Origin of the sequence: Pseudomonas spelaei, from assembly GCF_009724245.1 — a bacterium.
GTDB classification, from domain to species: domain Bacteria; phylum Pseudomonadota; class Gammaproteobacteria; order Pseudomonadales; family Pseudomonadaceae; genus Aquipseudomonas; species Aquipseudomonas spelaei.
The window spans coordinates 54,087-74,615 of the sequence record NZ_WNNK01000004.1 but is presented as its reverse complement, the minus strand read 5'-3'; the positions used below and the strand labels follow the sequence as shown (position 1 = coordinate 74,615).

Annotated in this window: 18 protein-coding genes; 9 read left to right on the top strand and 9 right to left on the bottom strand. The window is 57.5% G+C overall.

Going from position 1 to position 20,529, the window contains the following annotated elements; all coding sequences use genetic code 11:
• Positions 1-28 precede the first annotated feature (28 nt).
• The 4 genes from yidC to rpmH are packed head-to-tail and all read right to left on the bottom strand — an operon-like array spanning position 29 to position 2,507.
• On the bottom strand, positions 29-1,711 hold the full coding sequence (yidC, locus tag GNF76_RS06275; RefSeq protein WP_155582316.1) for a membrane protein insertase YidC: 1,683 nt from the start codon (positions 1,709-1,711) through the stop codon (positions 29-31).
• Positions 1,712-1,713: 2 nt separating this feature from the next.
• Positions 1,714-1,959, bottom strand: a complete 246-nt coding sequence (gene yidD, locus GNF76_RS06270; RefSeq protein ID WP_083355989.1) for a membrane protein insertion efficiency factor YidD — start codon at positions 1,957-1,959, stop codon at positions 1,714-1,716.
• Positions 1,952-2,356 carry a ribonuclease P protein component gene (gene rnpA / locus GNF76_RS06265; RefSeq protein WP_053128141.1) on the bottom strand — a complete coding sequence of 135 codons (405 nt, stop codon included), beginning with the start codon at positions 2,354-2,356 and terminating at the stop codon, positions 1,952-1,954. Before rnpA ends, yidD begins: the two co-directional genes overlap by 8 nt.
• 16 nt (positions 2,357-2,372) lie before the next feature.
• Positions 2,373-2,507 (bottom strand): 50S ribosomal protein L34, encoded by a 135-nt coding sequence (gene rpmH, locus GNF76_RS06260; protein ID WP_003213577.1) that lies wholly within the window; start codon positions 2,505-2,507, stop codon positions 2,373-2,375.
• Between the two features lie 575 nt (positions 2,508-3,082).
• Here rpmH and dnaA point away from each other — a divergent pair.
• From dnaA to gyrB, 4 genes are read left to right on the top strand one after another with little or no spacing between them, the layout of a single operon-like run.
• Complete coding sequence (gene dnaA, locus GNF76_RS06255; RefSeq protein WP_178123204.1) at positions 3,083-4,603, top strand: chromosomal replication initiator protein DnaA; 1,521 nt, start codon at positions 3,083-3,085, stop codon at positions 4,601-4,603.
• Positions 4,604-4,642: 39 nt separating this feature from the next.
• Positions 4,643-5,746: a DNA polymerase III subunit beta gene (gene dnaN / locus GNF76_RS06250; RefSeq protein ID WP_003213582.1), complete on the top strand. Its 1,104-nt coding sequence runs from the start codon at positions 4,643-4,645 to the stop codon at positions 5,744-5,746.
• A 20-nt stretch (positions 5,747-5,766) separates the two neighbouring features.
• Positions 5,767-6,870, top strand: coding sequence for a DNA replication/repair protein RecF (gene recF / locus GNF76_RS06245; RefSeq protein WP_155582315.1), 1,104 nt, complete (start codon positions 5,767-5,769; stop codon positions 6,868-6,870).
• Between the two features lie 4 nt (positions 6,871-6,874).
• Positions 6,875-9,292: a DNA topoisomerase (ATP-hydrolyzing) subunit B gene (gene gyrB / locus GNF76_RS06240; protein WP_155582314.1), complete on the top strand. Its 2,418-nt coding sequence runs from the start codon at positions 6,875-6,877 to the stop codon at positions 9,290-9,292.
• A gap of 111 nt (positions 9,293-9,403) precedes the next feature.
• On the opposite strand, the gene GNF76_RS06235 is transcribed toward gyrB, so the two are convergent.
• Complete coding sequence (locus GNF76_RS06235) at positions 9,404-10,123, bottom strand: response regulator transcription factor (protein ID WP_155582313.1); 720 nt, start codon at positions 10,121-10,123, stop codon at positions 9,404-9,406.
• A 240-nt stretch (positions 10,124-10,363) separates the two neighbouring features.
• Between GNF76_RS06235 and GNF76_RS06230 the strand changes: the two genes are divergently transcribed.
• From GNF76_RS06230 to GNF76_RS06220, 3 genes are all read left to right on the top strand, one after another.
• Positions 10,364-10,597 (top strand): hypothetical protein, encoded by a 234-nt coding sequence (locus tag GNF76_RS06230; protein ID WP_257033986.1) that lies wholly within the window; start codon positions 10,364-10,366, stop codon positions 10,595-10,597.
• Positions 10,598-10,985: 388 nt separating this feature from the next.
• Entirely contained in the window at positions 10,986-11,987 is a 1,002-nt protein-coding gene (locus GNF76_RS06225; RefSeq protein ID WP_178123203.1) for a FecR family protein, read from the top strand.
• A gap of 3 nt (positions 11,988-11,990) precedes the next feature.
• Complete coding sequence (locus tag GNF76_RS06220) at positions 11,991-14,294, top strand: CHASE2 domain-containing protein (RefSeq protein WP_178123202.1); 2,304 nt, start codon at positions 11,991-11,993, stop codon at positions 14,292-14,294.
• A gap of 182 nt (positions 14,295-14,476) precedes the next feature.
• Here the strand turns inward: GNF76_RS06220 and GNF76_RS06215 are convergent, their stop codons facing one another.
• From GNF76_RS06215 to glyQ, 4 genes are all read right to left on the bottom strand, one after another.
• Positions 14,477-15,247, bottom strand: a complete 771-nt coding sequence (locus GNF76_RS06215) for a lysophospholipid acyltransferase family protein (protein ID WP_155582311.1) — start codon at positions 15,245-15,247, stop codon at positions 14,477-14,479.
• 84 nt (positions 15,248-15,331) lie between these two features.
• A complete protein-coding gene (gene gmhB / locus GNF76_RS06210; RefSeq protein WP_178123218.1) occupies positions 15,332-15,871 on the bottom strand; it encodes a D-glycero-beta-D-manno-heptose 1,7-bisphosphate 7-phosphatase in 540 nt (179 codons plus the stop codon).
• Positions 15,871-17,925 (bottom strand): glycine--tRNA ligase subunit beta, encoded by a 2,055-nt coding sequence (gene glyS, locus GNF76_RS06205; protein WP_155582310.1) that lies wholly within the window; start codon positions 17,923-17,925, stop codon positions 15,871-15,873. Before glyS ends, gmhB begins: the two co-directional genes overlap by 1 nt.
• Positions 17,922-18,875 (bottom strand): glycine--tRNA ligase subunit alpha, encoded by a 954-nt coding sequence (gene glyQ, locus GNF76_RS06200; RefSeq protein ID WP_003213601.1) that lies wholly within the window; start codon positions 18,873-18,875, stop codon positions 17,922-17,924. The genes glyS and glyQ overlap by 4 nt, the downstream gene beginning before the upstream one ends.
• An 81-nt stretch (positions 18,876-18,956) precedes the next feature.
• Here glyQ and GNF76_RS06195 point away from each other — a divergent pair, with 81 nt between their 5' ends.
• Together GNF76_RS06195 and GNF76_RS06190 are read left to right on the top strand one after the other, a co-directional pair.
• Complete coding sequence (locus GNF76_RS06195) at positions 18,957-19,514, top strand: DNA-3-methyladenine glycosylase I (protein WP_155582309.1); 558 nt, start codon at positions 18,957-18,959, stop codon at positions 19,512-19,514.
• Positions 19,515-19,554: 40 nt separating this feature from the next.
• Positions 19,555-20,442 (top strand): lysophospholipid acyltransferase, encoded by an 888-nt coding sequence (locus tag GNF76_RS06190; RefSeq protein WP_169357161.1) that lies wholly within the window; start codon positions 19,555-19,557, stop codon positions 20,440-20,442.
• Positions 20,443-20,529: the final 87 nt, after the last annotated feature.

Here is a 20,529-nt window from a genome sequence, read left to right as displayed (position 1 = left end):
CGTCTTGAGTGGTTATCCACAGAGTAAGTTACGCCTCGGCTTTTTTGGTAGCCGCTTCGATCTTACGTGTGATGTACCACTGTTGAGAGATCGACAACACGTTGTTGACCACCCAGTACAGAACCAGACCAGCCGGGAACCACAGGAAGAAGAAGGTGAAGATGATTGGCATCATTTTCATGACCTTGGCCTGCATCGGATCCGGAGGTGTAGGGTTCAGGCGCTGCTGGATAAACATGGTCGCGCCCATGATGATCGGCAGGATAAAGAACGGGTCTTTGATCGACAGGTCAGTTATCCACAGCATGAACGGAGCCTGGCGCATTTCCACGCTTTCCAGGAGTACCCAGTACAGCGACAGGAATACCGGCATCTGTACCAGAATCGGCAAGCATCCACCCAACGGGTTGATCTTCTCTTTCTTGTACAGCTCCATCATGGCTTGCGACATTTTCTGCCGGTCATCGCCATGTTGCTCTTTCAGCGCGGCCAGTTTCGGGGCCACGGCACGCATGCGGGCCATCGACTTGTAGCTGGCAGCCGACAGTGGGAAGAAGATCCCCTTGATCAGCATGGTCAGGAAGATGATCGAGAAGCCCCAGTTACCGACGATGCTGTGGATATGTTGCAGCAGCCAGAAAATCGGCTGGGCAATGAACCACAGGAAGCCGTAATCCACAGTCAATTCCAGACCTGGGGACAACTCTTTGAGCACAGCCTGGCTTTTCGGACCGGCGTACAGGGTAGCGCTGGTTTCTGCCTTGGCACCTGGCGCGACGGTCAATACCGGCCCCGTAAAGCCAATGATGTAGTTGCCTTGGCTGTCTTTGCGGGTTTGAACCAGGTTGGCATCACCCTTGGCCGGAATCCACGCGGTCACGAAGTAGTGTTGCAACCAGGCAACCCAACCCCCTTGAACGGTTTCTTTCAGCGAGCCCTTGTCGATATCTTTCATCGACACTTTTTTGTACGGCTCGTTACTTGTCCACAGGGCAGCGCCCAGGTAAGTAGCGGTGCCAGTAGCGGTGCTGGAAGATGGATCGGCGCTCGCGTCACGCTTGAGTTGGGCAAACAGGTTGCCCGTCCATGGCTTGGCGCTTTCGTTGTCGATCAGATAAGTGACTTTCAGATCGTACAAACCGCGAGTAAAGCTGAAACGCTTGATGTAGTTGACGCCGTCGTGACTGAATTTCAGGTCGACGTTCAACTGGTTCTGGCCATCAGCCAGTTGATAAGTCTTTTGTTCGGTCGAATAAATCGGACGACCGGTAGCACGAGCATCCGGGCCGTCAGTACCGGTCAGGCCACTTTGAGCCAGATAAGTACGTTCGCCACCGTTATCGAACAGTTGGAACGGAACATCTGGATGGTCTTGGCGACGTGGATACAGCGGCAGCTTCAGCTGGGCAATATCACCACCTTGTGGGTCGATAGCCAGGTCCAGCACATCCGTTTTGACATGGATGAGGTCTTTATTGGTAACGACAGGAGTTTCCAAAGGTGCGCTTGTATCAGTATTCGCGCTGGGTACATCGGCACTGGCGGCAGCATTGTTACCCAACGGGGTGTCCGGAATAGCCGGTGCAGCCTGATTGGTAGCAACATTCTGAGTCGGCAGGGCAGCCTGGCCATAGTCCTGGTTCCACTTAAGAACCATGACGTAGGACACGATTGCCAGGGCGACGATCAGGATCGTGCGTTTAATATCCATGATTACTCGGCCATCGAAGAAGAACGGGAGGTAGGGATAGGTGGAACCGGGTCATAACCACCGGGATTCCACGGATGACAGCGACCTAAACGACGAAAGGCCAGCCAGCCACCGCGCAGAAGGCCATGATTTTCTATGGCTTCCAACGCGTAGCAGGAACAACTGGGGTAGAAACGACAGTGATCTGCCATCAGGGGACTAATGGCATAGCGGTAAAACTGGATCGGAACGAGGGCCAGTTTACGCATCAGTACTGTCTACCCCTACAGTTTCGGTGCTGACTGCTGGTGCTGGCTTGTTGGTACGAGCCAAACGTTTCCAGAGCTTGCCGAAATGCTGAATCAATTCGGGGTTTTCTACATCCCCCAAGCCTTTGCGCGCGACGATAACAATATCCCAACCAACCAGAGTGTCCTGGTGGAGGCGAAACGATTCGCGCATCAGACGCTTGAGGCGATTGCGCTCAACGGAGAGCTTTACGCTCTTCTTGCCAATCACCAACCCGAGACGGGGGTGATCAAGATCGTTGTTACGCGCAAGGAGCAGGAGATTTTTCCCCGGAACCTTGCCGGTGGGGGAGTCAAAGACTGCCTTGAAATGCCGGGGGGTTAGCAGACGCTTTTCCCGACTGAAGTCCTGACTCACCACCAGTGCCGGATTATCAAACTGCCAGACGCGCACGACCTTTGGCGCGACGACGCGACAGGACGGCACGACCGTTCTTGGTGGCCATGCGGGCACGGAAGCCGTGGGTACGGGCGCGTTTGATAGTGCTGGGTTGGAAAGTACGTTTCATGGCGTGTTACCTGGTTCGTCCACAACGGGCCGGAATGGCCCCCGTTTTAAGAGACCGGCGATTCTAGAGAAAGCAAGCCTCTAGGTCAATTTCCAACCAGCTTTTCCTTCAATTAGGTATTCGGGACGTTTTCAACCTGTCGGGCTTTCACGAGCAATGCCATAGATATAAAAATAAAGAAGGAAGTTATTTAAAGCTTTTCTGTAAAGCTTATAAAAGCTAGGGAGGGCATCCTCTGTGGATAACTACCTTAAGGCCATGTTTTACGTGGTGTACAGAGAATGACAACACGGGGGAGAAGCGGTGCTCTGCCTGTGCTGCGCTATCGGATAAGCTGTGTGTGGAAGGGCTAGTTATCCACAGGCCAGTTACCCACAGACTTTCGCCCCCACTTGTACAACGAGCTTAGGGTCGCTTATCCACAGAGCTTATGCACAGACCATTTGTCGCCTTTTTTACGGTTAAGACATTGATTCTTGGTGGTCTGTGAGCAACCTACATGTGGATAAGTGGACGGCTGGCCGCTACAATGGCGGCTGTTTTTGCCTCACCGGCTTTCAACTTAGGGGATATCCGTGTCAGTGGAACTTTGGCAGCAGTGCGTGGAGCTTTTGCGCGATGAGCTGCCTGCCCAGCAATTCAACACCTGGATCCGTCCGCTACAGGTCGAAGCCGAAGGCGACGAGTTGCGTGTCTACGCACCCAATCGTTTTGTTCTCGACTGGGTCAACGAGAAGTACCTGAGCCGCGTTCTCGAATTGCTCGATGAACATGGCAATGGGCTTTCCCCCGTGCTCTCCTTATTAATAGGTAGCAAGCGCAGTTCCGCACCGCGTGCTGCTCCGAACGCGCCGTTGGCGGCTGCCGCATCGCACGCGCAGGCTGCGGCGGCACCGGTTAACACGCCAGTTGCGCCCGCTGCACCGACTCGTTCTAAATCATCGGCGCAGAAAAACGCGCCGATGAGCGAAGAGCCTTCCCGCGACAGCTTCGACCCGATGGCGGGTGCCAGCTCACAGCAGGCCCCGATTCGTGCCGAACAGCGTACCGTGCAGGTCGAAGGTGCGCTCAAGCACACCAGCTACCTGAATCGTACGTTCACGTTTGAGAACTTTGTCGAAGGTAAATCCAACCAGTTGGCCCGCGCGGCCGCCTGGCAGGTCGCCGACAACCCCAAGCACGGCTACAACCCGCTCTTCCTTTATGGTGGGGTTGGCTTGGGTAAGACTCACTTGATGCATGCTGTGGGTAACCACCTATTAAAGAAGAACCCGAATGCCAAGGTTGTGTACCTGCACTCGGAGCGCTTCGTGGCTGACATGGTCAAGGCCTTGCAGCTCAATGCCATCAACGAGTTCAAACGGTTTTACCGTTCCGTTGATGCGCTGTTGATCGATGACATTCAATTCTTCGCCCGTAAAGAACGTTCCCAGGAAGAGTTTTTCCACACGTTCAACGCCTTGCTCGAAGGTGGCCAGCAGGTCATCTTGACCAGTGACCGTTATCCGAAGGAAATCGAAGGCCTGGAAGAGCGCTTGAAGTCGCGCTTTGGTTGGGGCCTGACCGTCGCGGTAGAGCCGCCGGAGCTGGAAACCCGGGTGGCGATCCTGATGAAAAAGGCCGATCAGGCGAAAGTCGATCTGCCCCACGACGCGGCATTCTTCATCGCCCAGCGCATTCGCTCCAACGTGCGTGAACTGGAAGGCGCGCTCAAACGGGTCATCGCTCACTCGCACTTCATGGGTCGCGACATCACGATCGAGCTGATTCGCGAGTCCCTGAAGGACCTGTTGGCACTGCAAGACAAACTGGTCAGTGTGGATAACATTCAACGCACGGTGGCCGAGTACTACAAGATCAAGATTTCCGACCTGTTATCCAAGCGCCGTTCGCGCTCGGTGGCTCGTCCTCGTCAGGTGGCCATGGCACTCTCCAAGGAGCTGACCAACCACAGCTTGCCGGAAATCGGTGATGTGTTTGGCGGTCGCGACCACACTACGGTCTTGCATGCGTGCCGCAAGATCAACGAACTTAAGGAATCCGACGCGGATATTCGCGAGGACTACAAGAACCTGCTGCGTACACTGACTACTTGATGAACACCAGCGCAGCTTATTAAGGCAAGGGACTAGACCATGCATTTCACCATTCAACGCGAAGCCCTGTTGAAACCCCTGCAACTGGTCGCAGGCGTCGTCGAGCGCCGACAGACCTTGCCGGTGCTTTCCAACGTATTGTTGGTTGTTGAAGGCCAACAACTGTCGCTGACCGGTACCGACCTGGAAGTCGAACTGGTTGGTCGTGTCCAACTGGAAGAGCCCGCCGAGCCTGGCGAGATCACCGTGCCGGCGCGCAAGCTGATGGATATCTGCAAAAGCCTGCCCAATGATGCACTGATCGACATCAAGGTCGACGAGCAGAAGCTGGTGGTCAAGGCCGGTCGCAGCCGTTTCACGCTGTCCACCTTGCCGGCCAACGATTTCCCGACCGTGGAAGAAGGCCCGGGTTCGCTGACCTGCAGCCTGGAACAAAGCCGGCTGCGTCGCTTGATCGAGCGCACCAGCTTCGCCATGGCCCAGCAGGATGTGCGTTACTACCTCAATGGCATGCTACTGGAAGTATCGGAAGGCATCATCCGCGCTGTAGCCACCGACGGTCACCGTCTGGCCATGTGCTCGATGAAGGCTGATATTGGTCAGCCGGATCGCCACCAGGTCATCGTGCCACGTAAAGGTATCCTTGAGCTGGCACGTCTGCTCACCGAACCGGACGGTAACGTCAGCATTGTCCTGGGCCAGCACCATATCCGCGCGACCACCGGCGAGTTCACCTTCACCTCCAAGCTGGTAGACGGCAAGTTCCCGGACTACGAGCGTGTGCTGCCTAAAGGTGGCGACAAGCTGGTGATCGGTGATCGTCAGGCCCTGCGTGAAGCGTTTAGCCGTACAGCAATTCTGTCCAACGAAAAGTACCGTGGTATTCGCCTGCAACTGGCCAACGGTCAGCTGAAAATCCAGGCCAACAACCCGGAGCAGGAAGAAGCGGAAGAAGAAGTGGGCGTCGACTACAACGGCGGCAACCTGGAAATCGGCTTCAACGTCAGCTACCTGTTGGACGTGCTGGGTGTGATGACCACCGAACAGGTTCGCCTGATTCTGTCCGACTCCAACAGCAGCGCCCTGGTGCAAGAGTCCGACAACGATGACTCGGCGTACGTTGTCATGCCGATGCGCCTGTAATCATGTTCAGCAGAAGCTAGATGTCCCTCAGTCGTGTCTCGGTCACCGCGGTGCGCAATCTGCACCCGGTGACCTTCTCCCCCTCTCCCCGCATCAATATCCTCCATGGCGCCAACGGCAGTGGTAAAACCAGCGTGCTGGAAGCCATCCACCTGCTGGGCCTTGCCCGTTCCTTCCGCAGTGCCCGTTTATTGCCGGTGATTCAATATGAGCAATTGGCGTGCACGGTATTCGGCCAGGTCGAATTGGCCGAAGGTGGTCATAGCAGCTTAGGGATATCGCGTGATCGCCAGGGGGAGTTTCAGATACGTATTGATGGGCAGAATGCCCGCAGTGCGGCGCAGTTGGCGGAGATTCTGCCGCTGCAACTGATCAACCCTGACAGCTTTCGACTGTTGGAAGGTGCACCGAAAATCCGCAGGCAATTCCTCGATTGGGGAGTGTTCCACGTGGAACCGCGTTTCATGGCCACTTGGCAGCGCCTGCAGAAGGCCCTGCGGCAGCGGAACTCATGGCTGCGGCATGGTACACTTGACGCCGCTTCACAAGCTGCCTGGGACCGGGAACTGTGCCTGGCCAGCGCTGAAATAGATGAATACCGCCGCGCCTATATCAAAGCCTTGAAACCAGTCTTTGAGCAGACCTTGAGCGAGTTGTTGGAGCTCGAAGGTTTAACGCTGAGCTATTACCGAGGTTGGGACAAAGAGCGGGAGCTGAGTGCAGTGCTCGCGACGTCCTTGCAACGGGATCAGCAAATTGGCCACACCCAGGCCGGACCACAACGGGCTGATTTGCGCCTTAGATTAGGTGCTCATAATGCCGCAGACATCTTGTCTCGCGGTCAGCAGAAGTTAGTGGTGTGTGCGCTGCGTATCGCCCAGGGGCATCTGGTTAGCCAGGCCCGGCGAGGCCAGTGTATTTATCTGGTGGATGACTTGCCGTCCGAACTGGACGAGCAGCACCGCCGCGCGCTTTGCCGCTTGTTGGAAGACTTACGCTGCCAGGTGTTTATCACCTGTGTAGACCATGAATTATTGAGGGAAGGCTGGCAGACGGAAACGCCAGTCGCTTTGTTCCACGTGGAACAAGGCCGTATCACCCAGACCCACGACCATCGGGAGTGAAGGCATGAGCGAAGAAAATACGTACGACTCGACCAGCATTAAAGTGCTTAAAGGTTTGGATGCCGTACGCAAACGTCCCGGTATGTACATCGGCGATACCGATGATGGCAGCGGTCTGCACCACATGGTGTTCGAGGTGGTCGACAACTCGATCGACGAAGCTTTGGCCGGTCACTGCGACGACATCAGCATCATCATTCACCCGGACGAGTCCATCACCGTGCGCGACAACGGTCGCGGCATTCCAGTAGATGTGCATAAAGAAGAAGGCGTATCGGCGGCAGAGGTCATCATGACCGTGCTCCACGCTGGCGGTAAGTTCGACGATAACTCCTATAAAGTATCCGGCGGTTTGCACGGTGTAGGTGTTTCCGTGGTGAACGCCCTCTCCGAACTGCTGGTGCTGACTGTGCGTCGCAGTGGCAAGATCTGGGAGCAGACTTACGTTCACGGCGTTCCGCAAGAACCGATGAAAATCGTCGGCGAGAGTGAAACCACCGGTACCCAGATTCATTTCCGTCCTTCCGACGAAACCTTCAAGAACATCCACTTCAGCTGGGACATCCTGGCCAAGCGGATTCGTGAACTGTCCTTCCTTAACTCCGGTGTCGGCATCGTCCTCAAGGATGAGCGTAGCGGCAAGGAAGAGCTCTTCAAGTACGAAGGCGGCCTGCGGGCATTCGTTGAATACCTGAACACCAACAAGACTGCGGTCAACCAGGTGTTTCACTTCAATGTTCAGCGTGAAGACGGTATAGGCGTGGAAATCGCCCTGCAGTGGAACGACAGCTTCAACGAGAACCTGTTGTGCTTCACCAACAACATTCCACAGCGCGACGGCGGTACTCACTTGGTGGGTTTCCGTTCCGCACTGACGCGTAACCTGAATACCTATATCGAAGCTGAAGGCCTGGCGAAGAAGCATAAAGTCGCCACCACCGGTGATGATGCCCGTGAAGGTCTGACCGCGATTATCTCGGTGAAAGTGCCAGATCCGAAGTTCAGCTCCCAAACTAAAGACAAGCTGGTGTCTTCCGAAGTGAAGACTGCAGTGGAACAGGAGATGGGCAAGTACTTCTCTGACTTCCTGCTGGAAAACCCGAACGAAGCCAAGCTGGTCGTCGGCAAGATGATCGATGCCGCTCGCGCTCGTGAAGCAGCACGTAAAGCCCGTGAGATGACCCGTCGTAAAGGCGCGTTGGATATTGCCGGCCTGCCGGGCAAACTGGCGGACTGCCAGGAGAAAGACCCCGCTCTCTCTGAGCTGTACCTGGTGGAAGGTGACTCTGCTGGCGGTTCCGCCAAGCAGGGTCGTAACCGTCGCACCCAGGCCATCCTGCCGTTGAAGGGTAAGATCCTCAACGTCGAGAAGGCACGTTTTGACAAGATGATTTCCTCGCAGGAAGTCGGCACTTTGATCACCGCCCTGGGCTGTGGCATTGGCCGTGACGAGTACAACATCGACAAGCTGCGTTACCACAACATCATCATCATGACCGATGCTGACGTCGACGGTTCGCACATCCGTACCCTGTTGCTGACGTTCTTCTTCCGTCAGTTGCCGGAGCTGATCGAGCGTGGCTACATCTACATCGCTCAGCCGCCGTTGTACAAAGTGAAAAAGGGCAAGCAAGAGCAATACATCAAAGACGACGACGCCATGGAAGAGTACATGACGCAGTCGGCCCTGGAAGATGCCAGCCTGCACTTGAACGATGAGGCCCCCGGGATCTCCGGTGAGGCGCTGGAGCGCTTGGTAAACGACTTCCGCATGGTGATGAAGACTCTCAAGCGTTTGTCGCGCCTGTACCCTCAGGAGCTGACCGAGCACTTCATCTACCTGCCAGCCGTCAGCCTGGAACAGTTGGGCGATCATGCACATATGCAGGATTGGCTGGCCCAGTACGAAGTACGCCTGCGCACCGTGGAAAAATCCGGCCTGGTCTACAAAGCCAGCCTGCGTGAAGACCGTGAACGTAATGTCTGGTTGCCAGAGGTCGAACTGATCTCCCACGGCCTGTCGAACTACGTCACCTTTAACCGCGACTTCTTCGGCAGCAATGATTACAAAACCGTTGTGACTCTCGGCGCGCAGCTGAGCACCCTGCTGGATGACGGTGCTTATATTCAGCGTGGCGAACGCAAGAAAGCGGTCAAGGAGTTCAAGGAAGCCTTGGACTGGTTGATGGCCGAAAGCACCAAACGTCACACGATTCAGCGATACAAAGGTCTGGGCGAAATGAACCCGGATCAACTGTGGGAAACCACCATGGACCCAGCCCAGCGCCGTATGCTGCGGGTGACCATCGAAGATGCCATTGGCGCGGATCAGATCTTCAATACCCTGATGGGTGATGCGGTCGAGCCTCGTCGTGACTTCATCGAGAGCAATGCCCTGGCTGTGTCCAACCTGGACTTCTGATCGGGCTCTGAGTCAGTAAAACGAAAAAGGCCAACGCTTAGCGTTGGCCTTTTTTATTGAGCTGGAATTGAGGTTTTTAGAAATGCTCCACGTGGAACATCAAAAAGCGCCTCAGTTGTCAGTGGTTGTCACACTCTCCAACCGATACCCGTATCCATAGATCGTCAGCAACTGCCAACCCCTATCCGCAGTAAGCCCCAGCTTGTTGCGCAGGCGATAGATATGCGTATCCAGTGGGCGTGAGGACACCATCTCTTCATGGGTCCAGAACCGTTCATAGAGGTACTCACGGGACAGCGGACGTGCCAAGTTAGCAAAGAGGCAACGAGCCAAGCGGTATTCGCGTTCGGTCAGGCTGATGGGCTTGCCGGCCCGAGTGACGGTCAGCTCGGCGTCATCGAATGTCAGGTCGTTGAATGTGAGCACTTCGCTGGCGGCAGATTTCTGCAATCCATGGCGTCGCAGGACAGCCGTCACCCGAGCCTTGAGCTCGTTGGGGCGAAAGGGCTTGCTGACGTAGTCATCTGCGCCGCTGTTCAGCGCCTGGACGATATCGCTCTCGGCATCTCGGCTGGTGAGCATGATGGCGGCGGGTGGTACCTCCATGTGCTCACGCGTCCAGCGCAACAGCGCCAAACCGCTCAAGTCAGGTAACTGCCAGTCCAGGATCAGTAGGTCGAATGTTTCGCGGCGTAGTTGGCGCAGCAGGTCTTCACCGTTCTCAAAGCAATGCAGCGTCCATGGCTGTTCCGAGGCGGTGGGGATTTGTCGCAGTGTCTGTTCCACCCGCCGTAATTCTGCAGGTTCGTCATCCAGTATTGCGACACGCATGGGAGGGTCCTTTCTTCTTGAAGAGTGCGGCAGTCGTCGGCCTGTTTCGATGAGGGGGTACTGCGTAAATTCTAGCTGTTGAATCTGAACAATTATCGCCAAATTCTCAAGCCCCCTGCATCTCTAGGTACGCTGATATCAAATGGCCGTTAAGCCGTTGGAAGTCATCAATACCCAAGCTGGGAAGATACCGGCTCGGGACCGTCAGGAAAAGGATCAATGGCAATCAGGCGTTATGCTGTGTCGAGACGAGCGATCGTCATGGAGCGGGTCAATGTGTGGGGGCGGATGGTTTTGTTGGTGATCGCGGCGGGCCTGGGGACGGAAACGATCGGTGCTTCCGGTCCTGCGGCGGCGCCTACCCCGTTTGACGAGCGGCAGACATTAAGTGAACCAGGCGATGGAATGGGGTTCGCGGCTTCGCCGTTCCAGCACGCCAGCGAGACTCAGGAGGGCCAGCGCTGGGTCTTCTAGTCGTGCTGAATCTGAACAAATGTTGCAGATTCCCCTGATGCACCTCCGCTGTAGGTAAATTCTCTCCCGCTGAGTGACACACAGATTGGAGCGCGGGACGCGCTCCGACACAGGATGTGTCAACCGCAGTCCGAGGTTCGCTACGGACTGTTGTCGGAGGGATGAGAGGGAGGGTATCTCTTCGATATGTACCCCGGACCGGGATATAACCCGGGTTCGACACAGGGACGTGTCATCCTCTGCAATGGATTCCACGCTCAGACATTACCGCTATCGAGTGCGATACATCATCGGGTATCGTAGGCGGCGTTCAAGGTCTTCCTGCTGCAAGACGCTTTCTGAAAGTGCTTTCTGATGACCCATTAGAACCAGAATCTTGATGAGCGCCATGACCTCCTTTTCCTACCGATACCGCCACCTCTTTTCCACACTGTTGGGCTCAGGCCTGATCGTTTCTCTGGGCGCATTGAGTCTGCCTGCCGTTGCGCGCCCCGCTCTTCCCCGTGCCCCCTACGTTGACGACAATCTGCTATGTCGTGCGCAGCCGTTGCCGGCTGTCGTTCAGCATCTGACAGGCGAAGCCTGGAAGCTGGATGACAAAGGCGTGTCGACGGTTCTGATGGAAGGTATGGTTATTGATGAGCAGGAGAGTGTGAAAACCTCCCCTTCGGCATTTGTCAGCCTGTTGTTGGGGGATGGTTCACGGATCGTGCTGCCGTCCAGTTCCCAGGTCCGATTGCACTTGGTGGAGGAACAGGCGATCCCTCAGGTCATTCTTGAGCAGGGTCAGGTCGAGGCCTATGTGATCAAACGTGCCAGCGATTATGACCGTTTCCAGATTGTGACCCCGGTGGGCGTGCTGGGTGTACGCGGTACGCACTTCCGGGTTCGCAACGATGGCGAACAATCGGTGGTCGAGGTGCTCAATGGACAAGTGGCAGTCAATCGGGACGAGACGCCGCCCACCACCAAACCCGTTAAAAAGAAACCGGTGGTTGGTCCGGTAGCGGGCGAAGTGAAGGTCGGCGCACGCCAAGGTTTGGTGTTCAAGAAACAAGGGGAGCTCAAGCCAGTGGAGCTGCTGGACCCACCCACCTTGGTGGGCCAGGATGGCCAGAAGGGCGACGCGCCGGTCTGGACCCTGTTCCTGCGACCGCTGCCGGGCGCTCAGCGTTATCGGGCACAGGTCGCTACCGATAAGGAATTCATGAACATCAAACAGGAAAACTTCTCCAGTAAGCCGCAAATGAGCTTCACTGGGCTGAAAGCGTCGTTCTACCACGTGCGCTTGTCTGCCTATGATGAACAGGGACTGGAGGGCGCCACCGGGGTCTATGACATTTTCTACTACCCACCCGCGACGCGTGTGCAGCAGACCTCCGGCGGTTGACCGGTGAGGCTGTGGCGCAGGGCTGAAAAGCGCCAGCCGACTCAGGCCCAGCGGCTGTTCAACGGCCTGGTTCGTGAGTGGCTGTGGATCAGCCTCCTGTTGTTGCCCATGACGGCATTCCTGTCGCTCAGCCCGGGACTCTCCCCCAATAACCTGCTGTATGACAGCCTCCGCCGTTTGAGCCCTTTGCCGGTTGATCCGCGCATTCTGCTGGTGACCATTGATGACCGCAGCCTTAAACAATTGGGCCAGTGGCCGTGGTCGCGACGTGTGCATGCCGACCTCATTGATCGCCTGAGCGCTGCCAAGCCTGCAGGTATTCTGTTTGATGTGATTTTCAGCGAACCGGCGCGTGAGCCCGACAATGATCAGCGTTTGGCCGAAGCCATCTGCAACGCCGGCAATGTATTGCTGCCACTGATTCGCGAGGGAGCGCCCCGCTACGGTCAGCCTGTGGCGCAAATCCAACCCGTGCTGCCGTTACGTGATTGTGCCCGGGGTGTTGGCCATATCAATGTCGAGGCCGACAGCGATGGCATTGTTCGCAGCCTTTATTTACGTGAAGGGCCGCCCGGCCAAATGACGCCACAATTGGCGTGGCTGGCGTTCGAACTGGCTGGACAGGACGACGCGATGCCTGGCTTGTCCGGGCCATCAGAGCGTTCCGATTGGCAACGGGAGAACGCCATTCGGATCCCCTTCATTGATGCCAGTGCCGGCTTTGCCAGCGTTCCCTATGTCAGCGTGTTACGTGGAGAGGTTCCGCCTGAGATTTTGCGAAATCGCCTGATTCTAGTGGGCGCCACTGCGCCCGGTATGGGCGATCGTTACGTCACGCCGCTGTCGGCCAGTGTGGGTACTACCGCCGGTGTTGAGATTCAGGCCAACATTCTCAATGGCTTGCTGCAAGAACGCAGCATCGTAGTGTTGCCCGGTTGGTTGGCAGCGTTGATGGCAACCTCCATGGTGGCTCTGCTGCTGGGGTTGCTGTTGTTCCGTCCGCGCTACGCGCTGTGGTTGACCCTGGGCTGCATGAGCGCCGCCCTCCTCGGCTCCTGGGGCTTGTTGCGCCTGGGTGGCTGGTGGTCGCCCGCAGCGTGTCTGATCGGCTTGCTGCTGGCCTACCTGATTTGGAACTGGCGTCGCCTGAGTGTGATCCTTGCCTATTTCGGTTGGGAACTGGCTCGCCTGGATAACGAACCCAAGGTGCTGCCGGAGCGCCGTCGTGCACCCGCTAGCAAGGGCGATGTATTGCAAGGACGGATCTTCGCCCTGGAACAGGCTGTTAGTCGTACCCGCGACACCCGGCGCTTCATGGCGGATGGCCTGGAATGTTTGCCAGTGGCCACGTTGATCACCGACCCGGTGGGAAACATCCTGCTGGCTAACCGGATTGCCCGAGACGTGTTTGATAATGAGTTGATTGCCGAAAACCTGCTTGGGCAACTGGCTGGATTGGGTTACCCACCGCTACAGGATGGCCTTCGTCCTTCTTTATCGACGTTGGAGATCGTTGAGTTTCGCGATACCCAACAACGCAGCCTGCGCCTGGACCTGGCTCCCCTGCGGCCGGCAGATGGCGAGGTGGCTCTAGGGTGGCTGCTGAGCATGACGGACTTGAGCATCGAGCGTGATGCACAGCAGCAACGGGAAACCCTGCTGCGCTTTTTGTCCCATGACCTGCGCGCGCCTCATTCGGCGATCCTGGCCTTGCTGGATGTCCAGCGCCACGAATCCTCAAGGGACACACCGGTATTCGCCCAGATCGAACAGCAGGTGCGGCGTGCCTTGAACCTCACTGAGTCATTCGTCCAGTTGGCCAAGGCCGAATCCGACGGCTATCAGTTCCAGCCCAGCTTGTTCGCCATGCTGGTACTCGACGCGTTTGACCAAGTGGCGCTAATTGCCCAACTGAAGGGTATCCACTTGGTTCACGATCTGGACGAGGCCGGCGAGGAGATGGTCTCGGCGGATCAATCGCTGCTGACTCGCGCTCTGTTCAACGTGCTGGAGAACGCGATCAAATACAGCCCGTCCGGGACCACGGTAACGTTGAGCCTGAGCTGTGCTGGCGAGTGCCTGACATGTCGAATCAGCGACCAAGGCCCTGGCATTGCCCCCGAGGACTTGCCTGTCTTGTTTGGCCAGTACCGGCGCTTTGCGTCGTCCCAAGGCAGCGAGGGCTTGGGGTTGGGGTTGACCATGGTCAAGGCGGTAGTGGATCGTCATGGCGGACGTGTCGAGTGTGAGAGTGAGGTAGGGAAAGGCACCACATTCAGCCTGCAATTACCGCTGTGGAAGGAGTGAGTTGGCACGCTTTTTACCTGTGCATAAAAAACCGGCTGCGAGAGCCGGTTTTTTAATGCGGAAAAAACTTATGCACCTTTTTTGTTGTTTTATGAGCTTGAGAAATATGTAAATAAATCAGCAAGTTATTCGATAAAAACGTCAATTCGCCAACAAACCGTACACAGGTTATCCACAGAAACTCAAATTGCCGCCGAATCAATTTCAACAGGTAGCGGCGGCAATGAACCCATGGCCCGTTGCTGTGCCTCATTCCACGCTGCGGCGCGGTCATTGAGCGCCGCAATAGCTCGCGGTCCTTCACCTTCGGCGTACATCGGTTCGCCGATCACCACGGTAATGGTGCCTTCGCGCTTGGCCCAACCGGTCTTCGGCCAGAACTTGCCGGCGTTGTGGGCAATCGGCAGCACGGGCAGGTTGGCATTGACCGCCAACGCCGTACCTCCTCGGGAGAACTTGCCGACGGTGCCATACGGCACACGCGTGCCTTCCGGGAAGATCAGTACCCAAACCCCATCCTTGAGCAGCTCATCCCCCTTCTTTGCCACATGTTTGAGTGCCGCCTTGGGGTTGTCGCGGTCGATGGCGATCGGTCGCAACATGGCCATGGCCCAGCCGAAGAACGGCACGTACAGCAACTCACGCTTGAGCACCTGGCTCAACGGTGAGAAGTAGGCAGACAGGAAGAAGGTTTCCCAGGTGCTTTGGTGGTTGGACAGAATCACGCAAGGCTGGTCCGGGACGTTTTCGGCGCCCTTGATCTCGAAACGAATATTCAGGAACACCTTGGTCAGCCACAACGCGCAGCGGCACCAAAAGACATTAATGAAACGATAGCGCGCCTTGAACGGCAAAAAAGGTGCGATAAAAAAGCTCAGGGTGCACCAGAGAAACGAACTGGTGCCCAACAGCAGGTAAAAGAAGAAGGTTCTGATGGCCTGCAAAATCGACATGGCGGCATTTACCGTTGCGGGACTACGCCCGCCTGTTAAAAGCGCGCTCCCGAACAGTCCTTGGTCAGGAAGTCAGAAGGGCTGCTAGTTGTTGATAAGTTCTGCGGCAACGGCCGCCAGATCGTCAAAAATCAAGGTGCCTACCGGCAGGGGTTTACCCTGGGTCTTTTCGCCTTTCCCGGTTTTTACCAAAACTGGCTGTGAGTCGACGGCCTTGGCCGCCTCCAGGTCACCGAGACTGTCCCCGACGAACCATAGGCCAGTCAACGGCACATTGTAATATTCGGCAATGGTTTTTAGCATGCCCGGTTTGGGCTTGCGGCATGCGCAGCCCTCATCCGGCCCGTGAGGGCAATAAACCACCAGCCCCAACTCACCGCCCTGCTCTGCCACCAATGTGCGCAAACGCGCGTGCATGGCGTCCAGGGTGGCGATGTCGTAGTAGCCGCGGGCAATGCCGGACTGGTTGGTGGCCACAGCCACCGTCCAGCCCGCTTTGCTCAACTGCGCGATGGCCTCGATCGAGCCGGGCAATGGGATCCACTCCTCCACCGACTTGATGTAAGCGTCGGAGTCGTAATTGATCACTCCGTCCCGATCGAGAATCAGCAGTTTCAACATGATCAGCCCAGTACGGAAATGTCAGCGATGTTGATGAACAACCCACGCAGGCGCGCCAGCATGGCGTAGCGGTTTTTCCGCACACCTGCGTCTTCGGCGTTGATCATCACGGCTTCGAAGAACGCATCCACCGGCTCACGCAAGCTGGCCAGGCGCGCCAGTGCTTCGGCGTAGTTGCGTTCGGCGATCAGCGGCTTCACCGCATTTTCTGCCTTGGCGATGGCCGAGTTCAGCGAGAACTCCTTGGCATCGGCAAACAGGCCCGGGTCGACTTCGGCATTGCCGAGGTTGTCGGCCTTGCTCAGCAGGTTCGACACACGCTTGTTCACGGCGGCCAGGGCACCGGCTTCCGGCAATTTGCGGAAGGCCTGTACGGCCTGTACACGTTGGTCGAAGTCCAGCGCAGAACCTGGCTGCAGGGCACGCACCGACAGGTACACCGACACGTCCACGCCTTCGTCTTCGTAACGCGCACGCAGACGGTCGAATACGAATTCCAGCACTTGCTCGGCCAGGCCGGCTTGCTTGACCTTGGTCCCGAACTGGCCGACAGCGAACACCACGGCCTGGGTCAGGTCGAGGTCGAGCTTTTTGTCGATCAGGATACGCAGCACGCCCAGGGCCGCACGGCGCAGGGCATACGGGTCTTTGCTGCCGGTAGGCAACATGCCGATACCGAAGATACCGACGAGGGTATCCAGCTTGTCAGCGATGGCCACGGCCGCACCGGTGAGGGTGGTCGGCAGTTCGGCACCTGCACCGCGGGGCATGTACTGCTCGTTCAGGGCCAGGGCGACGTCTTGCGGCTCACCGTCATTGAGGGCGTAGTAGTAACCGGCAACACCTTGCATCTCCGGGAACTCGCCGACCATCTCGGTGGCCAGGTCGCACTTGGAGAGCAGGCCTGCGCGTGCTGCCCAAGCGGCGTCACCGCCAATGCGTGGCGCGATGTAGGCGGCCAGTTTGGAAACCCGTACGGCTTTGTCGTAGACGCTGCCCAGTTTTTCCTGGAACACCACATTTTGCAGGCGCAGGTTGAAGTCTTCGAGCTTCTGCTTCTTGTCTTGCTTGAAGAAGAACTCGGCGTCGGTCAGGCGCGGGCGAACGACTTTTTCGTTACCGGCGATGATTTGCTGCGGGTCCTTGCTCTCGATGTTGGCCACGGTGATAAAGCGCGGCAGCAACTTACCATCGGCGTCCAGCAGGCAGAAATACTTCTGGTTGTCCTGCATGGTGGTGATCAGGGCTTCTTGCGGCACGTCGAGGAAACGTTCTTCGAACGAGCACACCAGCGGCACTGGCCATTCAACCAATGCAGTCACTTCGTCCAGCAGGCTTGGCGGCACAATGGCGGTGCCTTCCTGCAGTCGGGCCAACTCTTCGGTACGTTTGCTGATCAGCTCGCGACGCTCGTTGGCATCGGCCAGCACGTACGCGGCACGCAGGTCGTTGAGGTAGTTGGCGGGCGCAGTGATGCGCACGTTTTCTGGATGGTGGAAGCGGTGACCACGGGAATCACGGCCAGCCTTCTGAGCAAGGATGGTGCAATCGATGACCTGGTCACCGAGCAGCATCACCAGCCATTGGGTCGGACGCACGAACTCTTCCTTGCGGGCACCCCAGCGCATGCGCTTAGGGATAGGCAGGTCGTTCAGAGAGTCTTCGACGATGGTCGGCAACAGGCTGGCGGTTGGCTTGCCCTTGATGACCTGGCTGAAACGCAGCTTTGGACCGCTCTGGTCGATTTCGCTCAGTTCAACGCCGCACTTCTTGGCAAAGCCAAGGGCGGCTTGTGTCGGATTGCCTTCGGCATCGAAGGCCGCCTGACGTGGCGGGCCGTCGAGGTTGATGCTGCGGTCCGGCTGCTGGGTTTCCAGTGCGGTGAGCAACACGGCCAGGCGGCGCGGCGCGGCGTAGACTTTCTTCGCTTCGAACTTCAGGCCGGCGGTTTGCAGGCCTTTTTCGATACCGGCCAGGAACGCGTCGGCCAGGGTGTTCAGTGCCTTGGGTGGCAGCTCTTCGGTGCCCAGTTCAACCAGGAAATCTTGAGCACTCATTGTGCAGCCTCCAGCTTAGCCAACACTTCATCACGCAGGTCCGGGGTTGCCATCGGGAAGCCCAACTTGGCGCGAGCCAGCAGGTAGGCTTGGGCGACGGAACGCGCCAGGGTGCGTACACGCAGAATGTATTGCTGGCGCGCGGTGACCGAGATGGCACGGCGGGCATCCAGCAGGTTGAAGGTGTGGGATGCCTTCAGGACCATTTCATAGCTCGGCAACGGCAGCGGCTGATCCAGTTCGATCAGGCGCTTGGCTTCGCTTTCATAGAAGTCGAACAGCTCGAACAGTTTCTCGACGTTGGCGTGTTCGAAGTTGTAGGTCGATTGCTCCACTTCGTTCTGGTGGAACACATCGCCATAGGTGACCTTGCCGAACGGACCGTCAGCCCACACCAGGTCGTAGACCGAATCCACGCCTTGCAGGTACATGGCCAGGCGCTCGAGACCGTAGGTGATCTCGCCGGTCACCGGGTAGCACTCGATGCCGCCCGCTTGCTGGAAGTAGGTGAACTGGGTGACTTCCATACCGTTGAGCCAGACTTCCCAGCCCAGACCCCAGGCGCCCAGGGTTGGCGACTCCCAGTTGTCTTCGACGAAACGGATGTCGTGGACCAGCGGGTCCAGGCCGACGTGTTTCAACGAGCCCAGGTACAGCTCCTGGAAATTGTCAGGGTTGGGCTTCAATACCACCTGGAACTGGTAGTAGTGCTGCAGACGGTTAGGGTTTTCGCCGTAGCGGCCGTCAGTCGGGCGACGACTGGGCTGCACATAAGCGGCGTTCCAGGTTTCCGGGCCGATGGCCCGCAGGAATGTTGCAGTGTGGAAAGTGCCGGCGCCTACTTCCATATCGTAGGGCTGAAGTACCACACAACCTTGCTCGGCCCAGTATTGCTGGAGGGCGAGGATCAAGTCTTGGAAGGTACGCACGGCTGGCGTAGGCTGGCTCACGAAATTCACCTGTTACTTGGGCTGCGATTTAAAGAGCGGGAGTATACCCGATTCGGCCCCGCCACCACTCCCTGGAGCCTTATGCCACGCTGCTTTTGGTGTTCTGAAGATCCGCTGTACATGGCTTATCACGATCAGGAGTGGGGAACGCCGCTGCGCGATGCGCAGGGCTTGTTTGAACTGCTTTTGCTCGAAGGGTTCCAGGCGGGCCTGTCCTGGATCACCGTTTTACGCAAACGCGAGCATTATCGGAAGGTTCTGTTTGGCTTTGATCCACAGCGACTGGTACACCTGACTGATGCCGAGATAGAGGCATTGATGCTGGATCCGGGCATCGTGCGAAACCGTCTGAAACTCAACGCCACCCGGCGCAATGCCGCTGCCTGGCTGGCGCTGGAGGATCCGGTGAAGTTTCTTTGGTCGTTTGTCGACGGTGTGCCCAAGGTCAATCATTTCCGGGATCGCAGCGAAGTCCCGGCGATTACGCCGCAGGCCGAAGCCATGAGTAAAGCCTTGAAAAAAGCCGGATTTACTTTTGTTGGCCCAACCATCTGCTACGCGTTCATGCAGGCCTCGGGCATGGTCATGGACCACACCCGGGACTGCGATCGCTACGCCACCTTGGTCCACGGCGGTTAGAATGACCGCTTTGCGCACCGCACAAGATCAGGAGTGACCTGTGGAAAAGTTTAAAGGCGCCTTGCTGGTAGGCGCTCTTCGGTTGTTTGCCCTGCTGCCCTGGCGCGCCGTGCAAGCCGTGGGTTCGGCCATTGGCTGGATCATGTGGAAAACCCCCAACCGCTCTCGCGAAACGGTGCGGATCAACCTCTCCAAATGCTTCCCGGACATGGACCCGGCCGAGCGCGAGCGCCTGGTAGGCCAGAGCCTGATGGACATCGGCAAGTCGTTGACCGAAAGCGCCTGCGCCTGGATCTGGCCGGCCCAGCGTTCCATCGACCTGGTGCGTGAAGTCGAAGGCCTGGAAGTGCTGCACGAAGCCCTGGCCTCGGGCAAAGGCGTGGTAGGCATCACCAGTCACCTGGGCAACTGGGAAGTGTTGAACCACTTCTATTGCAGCCAGTGCAAACCGATCATTTTCTACCGTCCGCCCAAGCTCAAGGCGGTGGATGACTTGCTGCGCAAACAGCGGGTGCAGTTGGGTAACCGAGTCGCCGCATCCACCAAGGAAGGCATCCTCAGTGTGATCAAGGAAGTGCGCAAAGGTGGCCAGGTGGGCATTCCCGCTGACCCGGAGCCGGCGGAATCGGCCGGGATCTTCGTGCCGTTCTTTGCGACCCAGGCGCTGACCAGCAAGTTCGTGCCGAACATGTTGGCAGGCGGCAAGGCCGTGGGCGTGTTCCTGCATGCACTGCGGCTGCCGGACGGTTCGGGCTACAAGGTGATTCTGGAAGCGGCACCGGAAGACATGTACAGCACTGACACCGCCACTTCATGCGCGGCGATGAGCAAGGTGGTGGAGCGGTATGTGGGGGCGTACCCGAGCCAGTACATGTGGAGCATGAAGCGCTTCAAGAAGCGCCCGCCGGGTGAGGCGCGGTGGTACTGATCTACGCCGATCCAGTGTGAGAGCTGGCTTGCCTGCGATTGCATCACCTCGGTGTGGCTGAAAGACCGAGTTGCCTGCATCGCAGGC

Excerpts from the sequence above, each read along its gene's own strand:
- yidC (WP_155582316.1), bottom strand. The coding sequence starts at position 1,711 with ATGGATATTAAACGCACGATCCTGATCGTCGCCCTGGCAATCGTGTCC.
- yidD (WP_083355989.1), bottom strand. The coding sequence starts at position 1,959 with ATGCGTAAACTGGCCCTCGTTCCGATCCAGTTTTACCGCTATGCCATT.
- rpmH (WP_003213577.1), bottom strand. The coding sequence starts at position 2,507 with ATGAAACGTACTTTCCAACCCAGCACTATCAAACGCGCCCGTACCCAC.
- dnaN (WP_003213582.1), top strand. The coding sequence starts at position 4,643 with ATGCATTTCACCATTCAACGCGAAGCCCTGTTGAAACCCCTGCAACTG.
- recF (WP_155582315.1), top strand. The coding sequence starts at position 5,767 with ATGTCCCTCAGTCGTGTCTCGGTCACCGCGGTGCGCAATCTGCACCCG.
- gyrB (WP_155582314.1), top strand. The coding sequence starts at position 6,875 with ATGAGCGAAGAAAATACGTACGACTCGACCAGCATTAAAGTGCTTAAA.
- GNF76_RS06235 (WP_155582313.1), bottom strand. The coding sequence starts at position 10,123 with ATGCGTGTCGCAATACTGGATGACGAACCTGCAGAATTACGGCGGGTG.
- GNF76_RS06225 (WP_178123203.1), top strand. The coding sequence starts at position 10,986 with ATGACCTCCTTTTCCTACCGATACCGCCACCTCTTTTCCACACTGTTG.
- GNF76_RS06215 (WP_155582311.1), bottom strand. The coding sequence starts at position 15,247 with ATGTCGATTTTGCAGGCCATCAGAACCTTCTTCTTTTACCTGCTGTTG.
- glyS (WP_155582310.1), bottom strand. The coding sequence starts at position 17,925 with ATGAGTGCTCAAGATTTCCTGGTTGAACTGGGCACCGAAGAGCTGCCA.
- GNF76_RS06195 (WP_155582309.1), top strand. The coding sequence starts at position 18,957 with ATGCCACGCTGCTTTTGGTGTTCTGAAGATCCGCTGTACATGGCTTAT.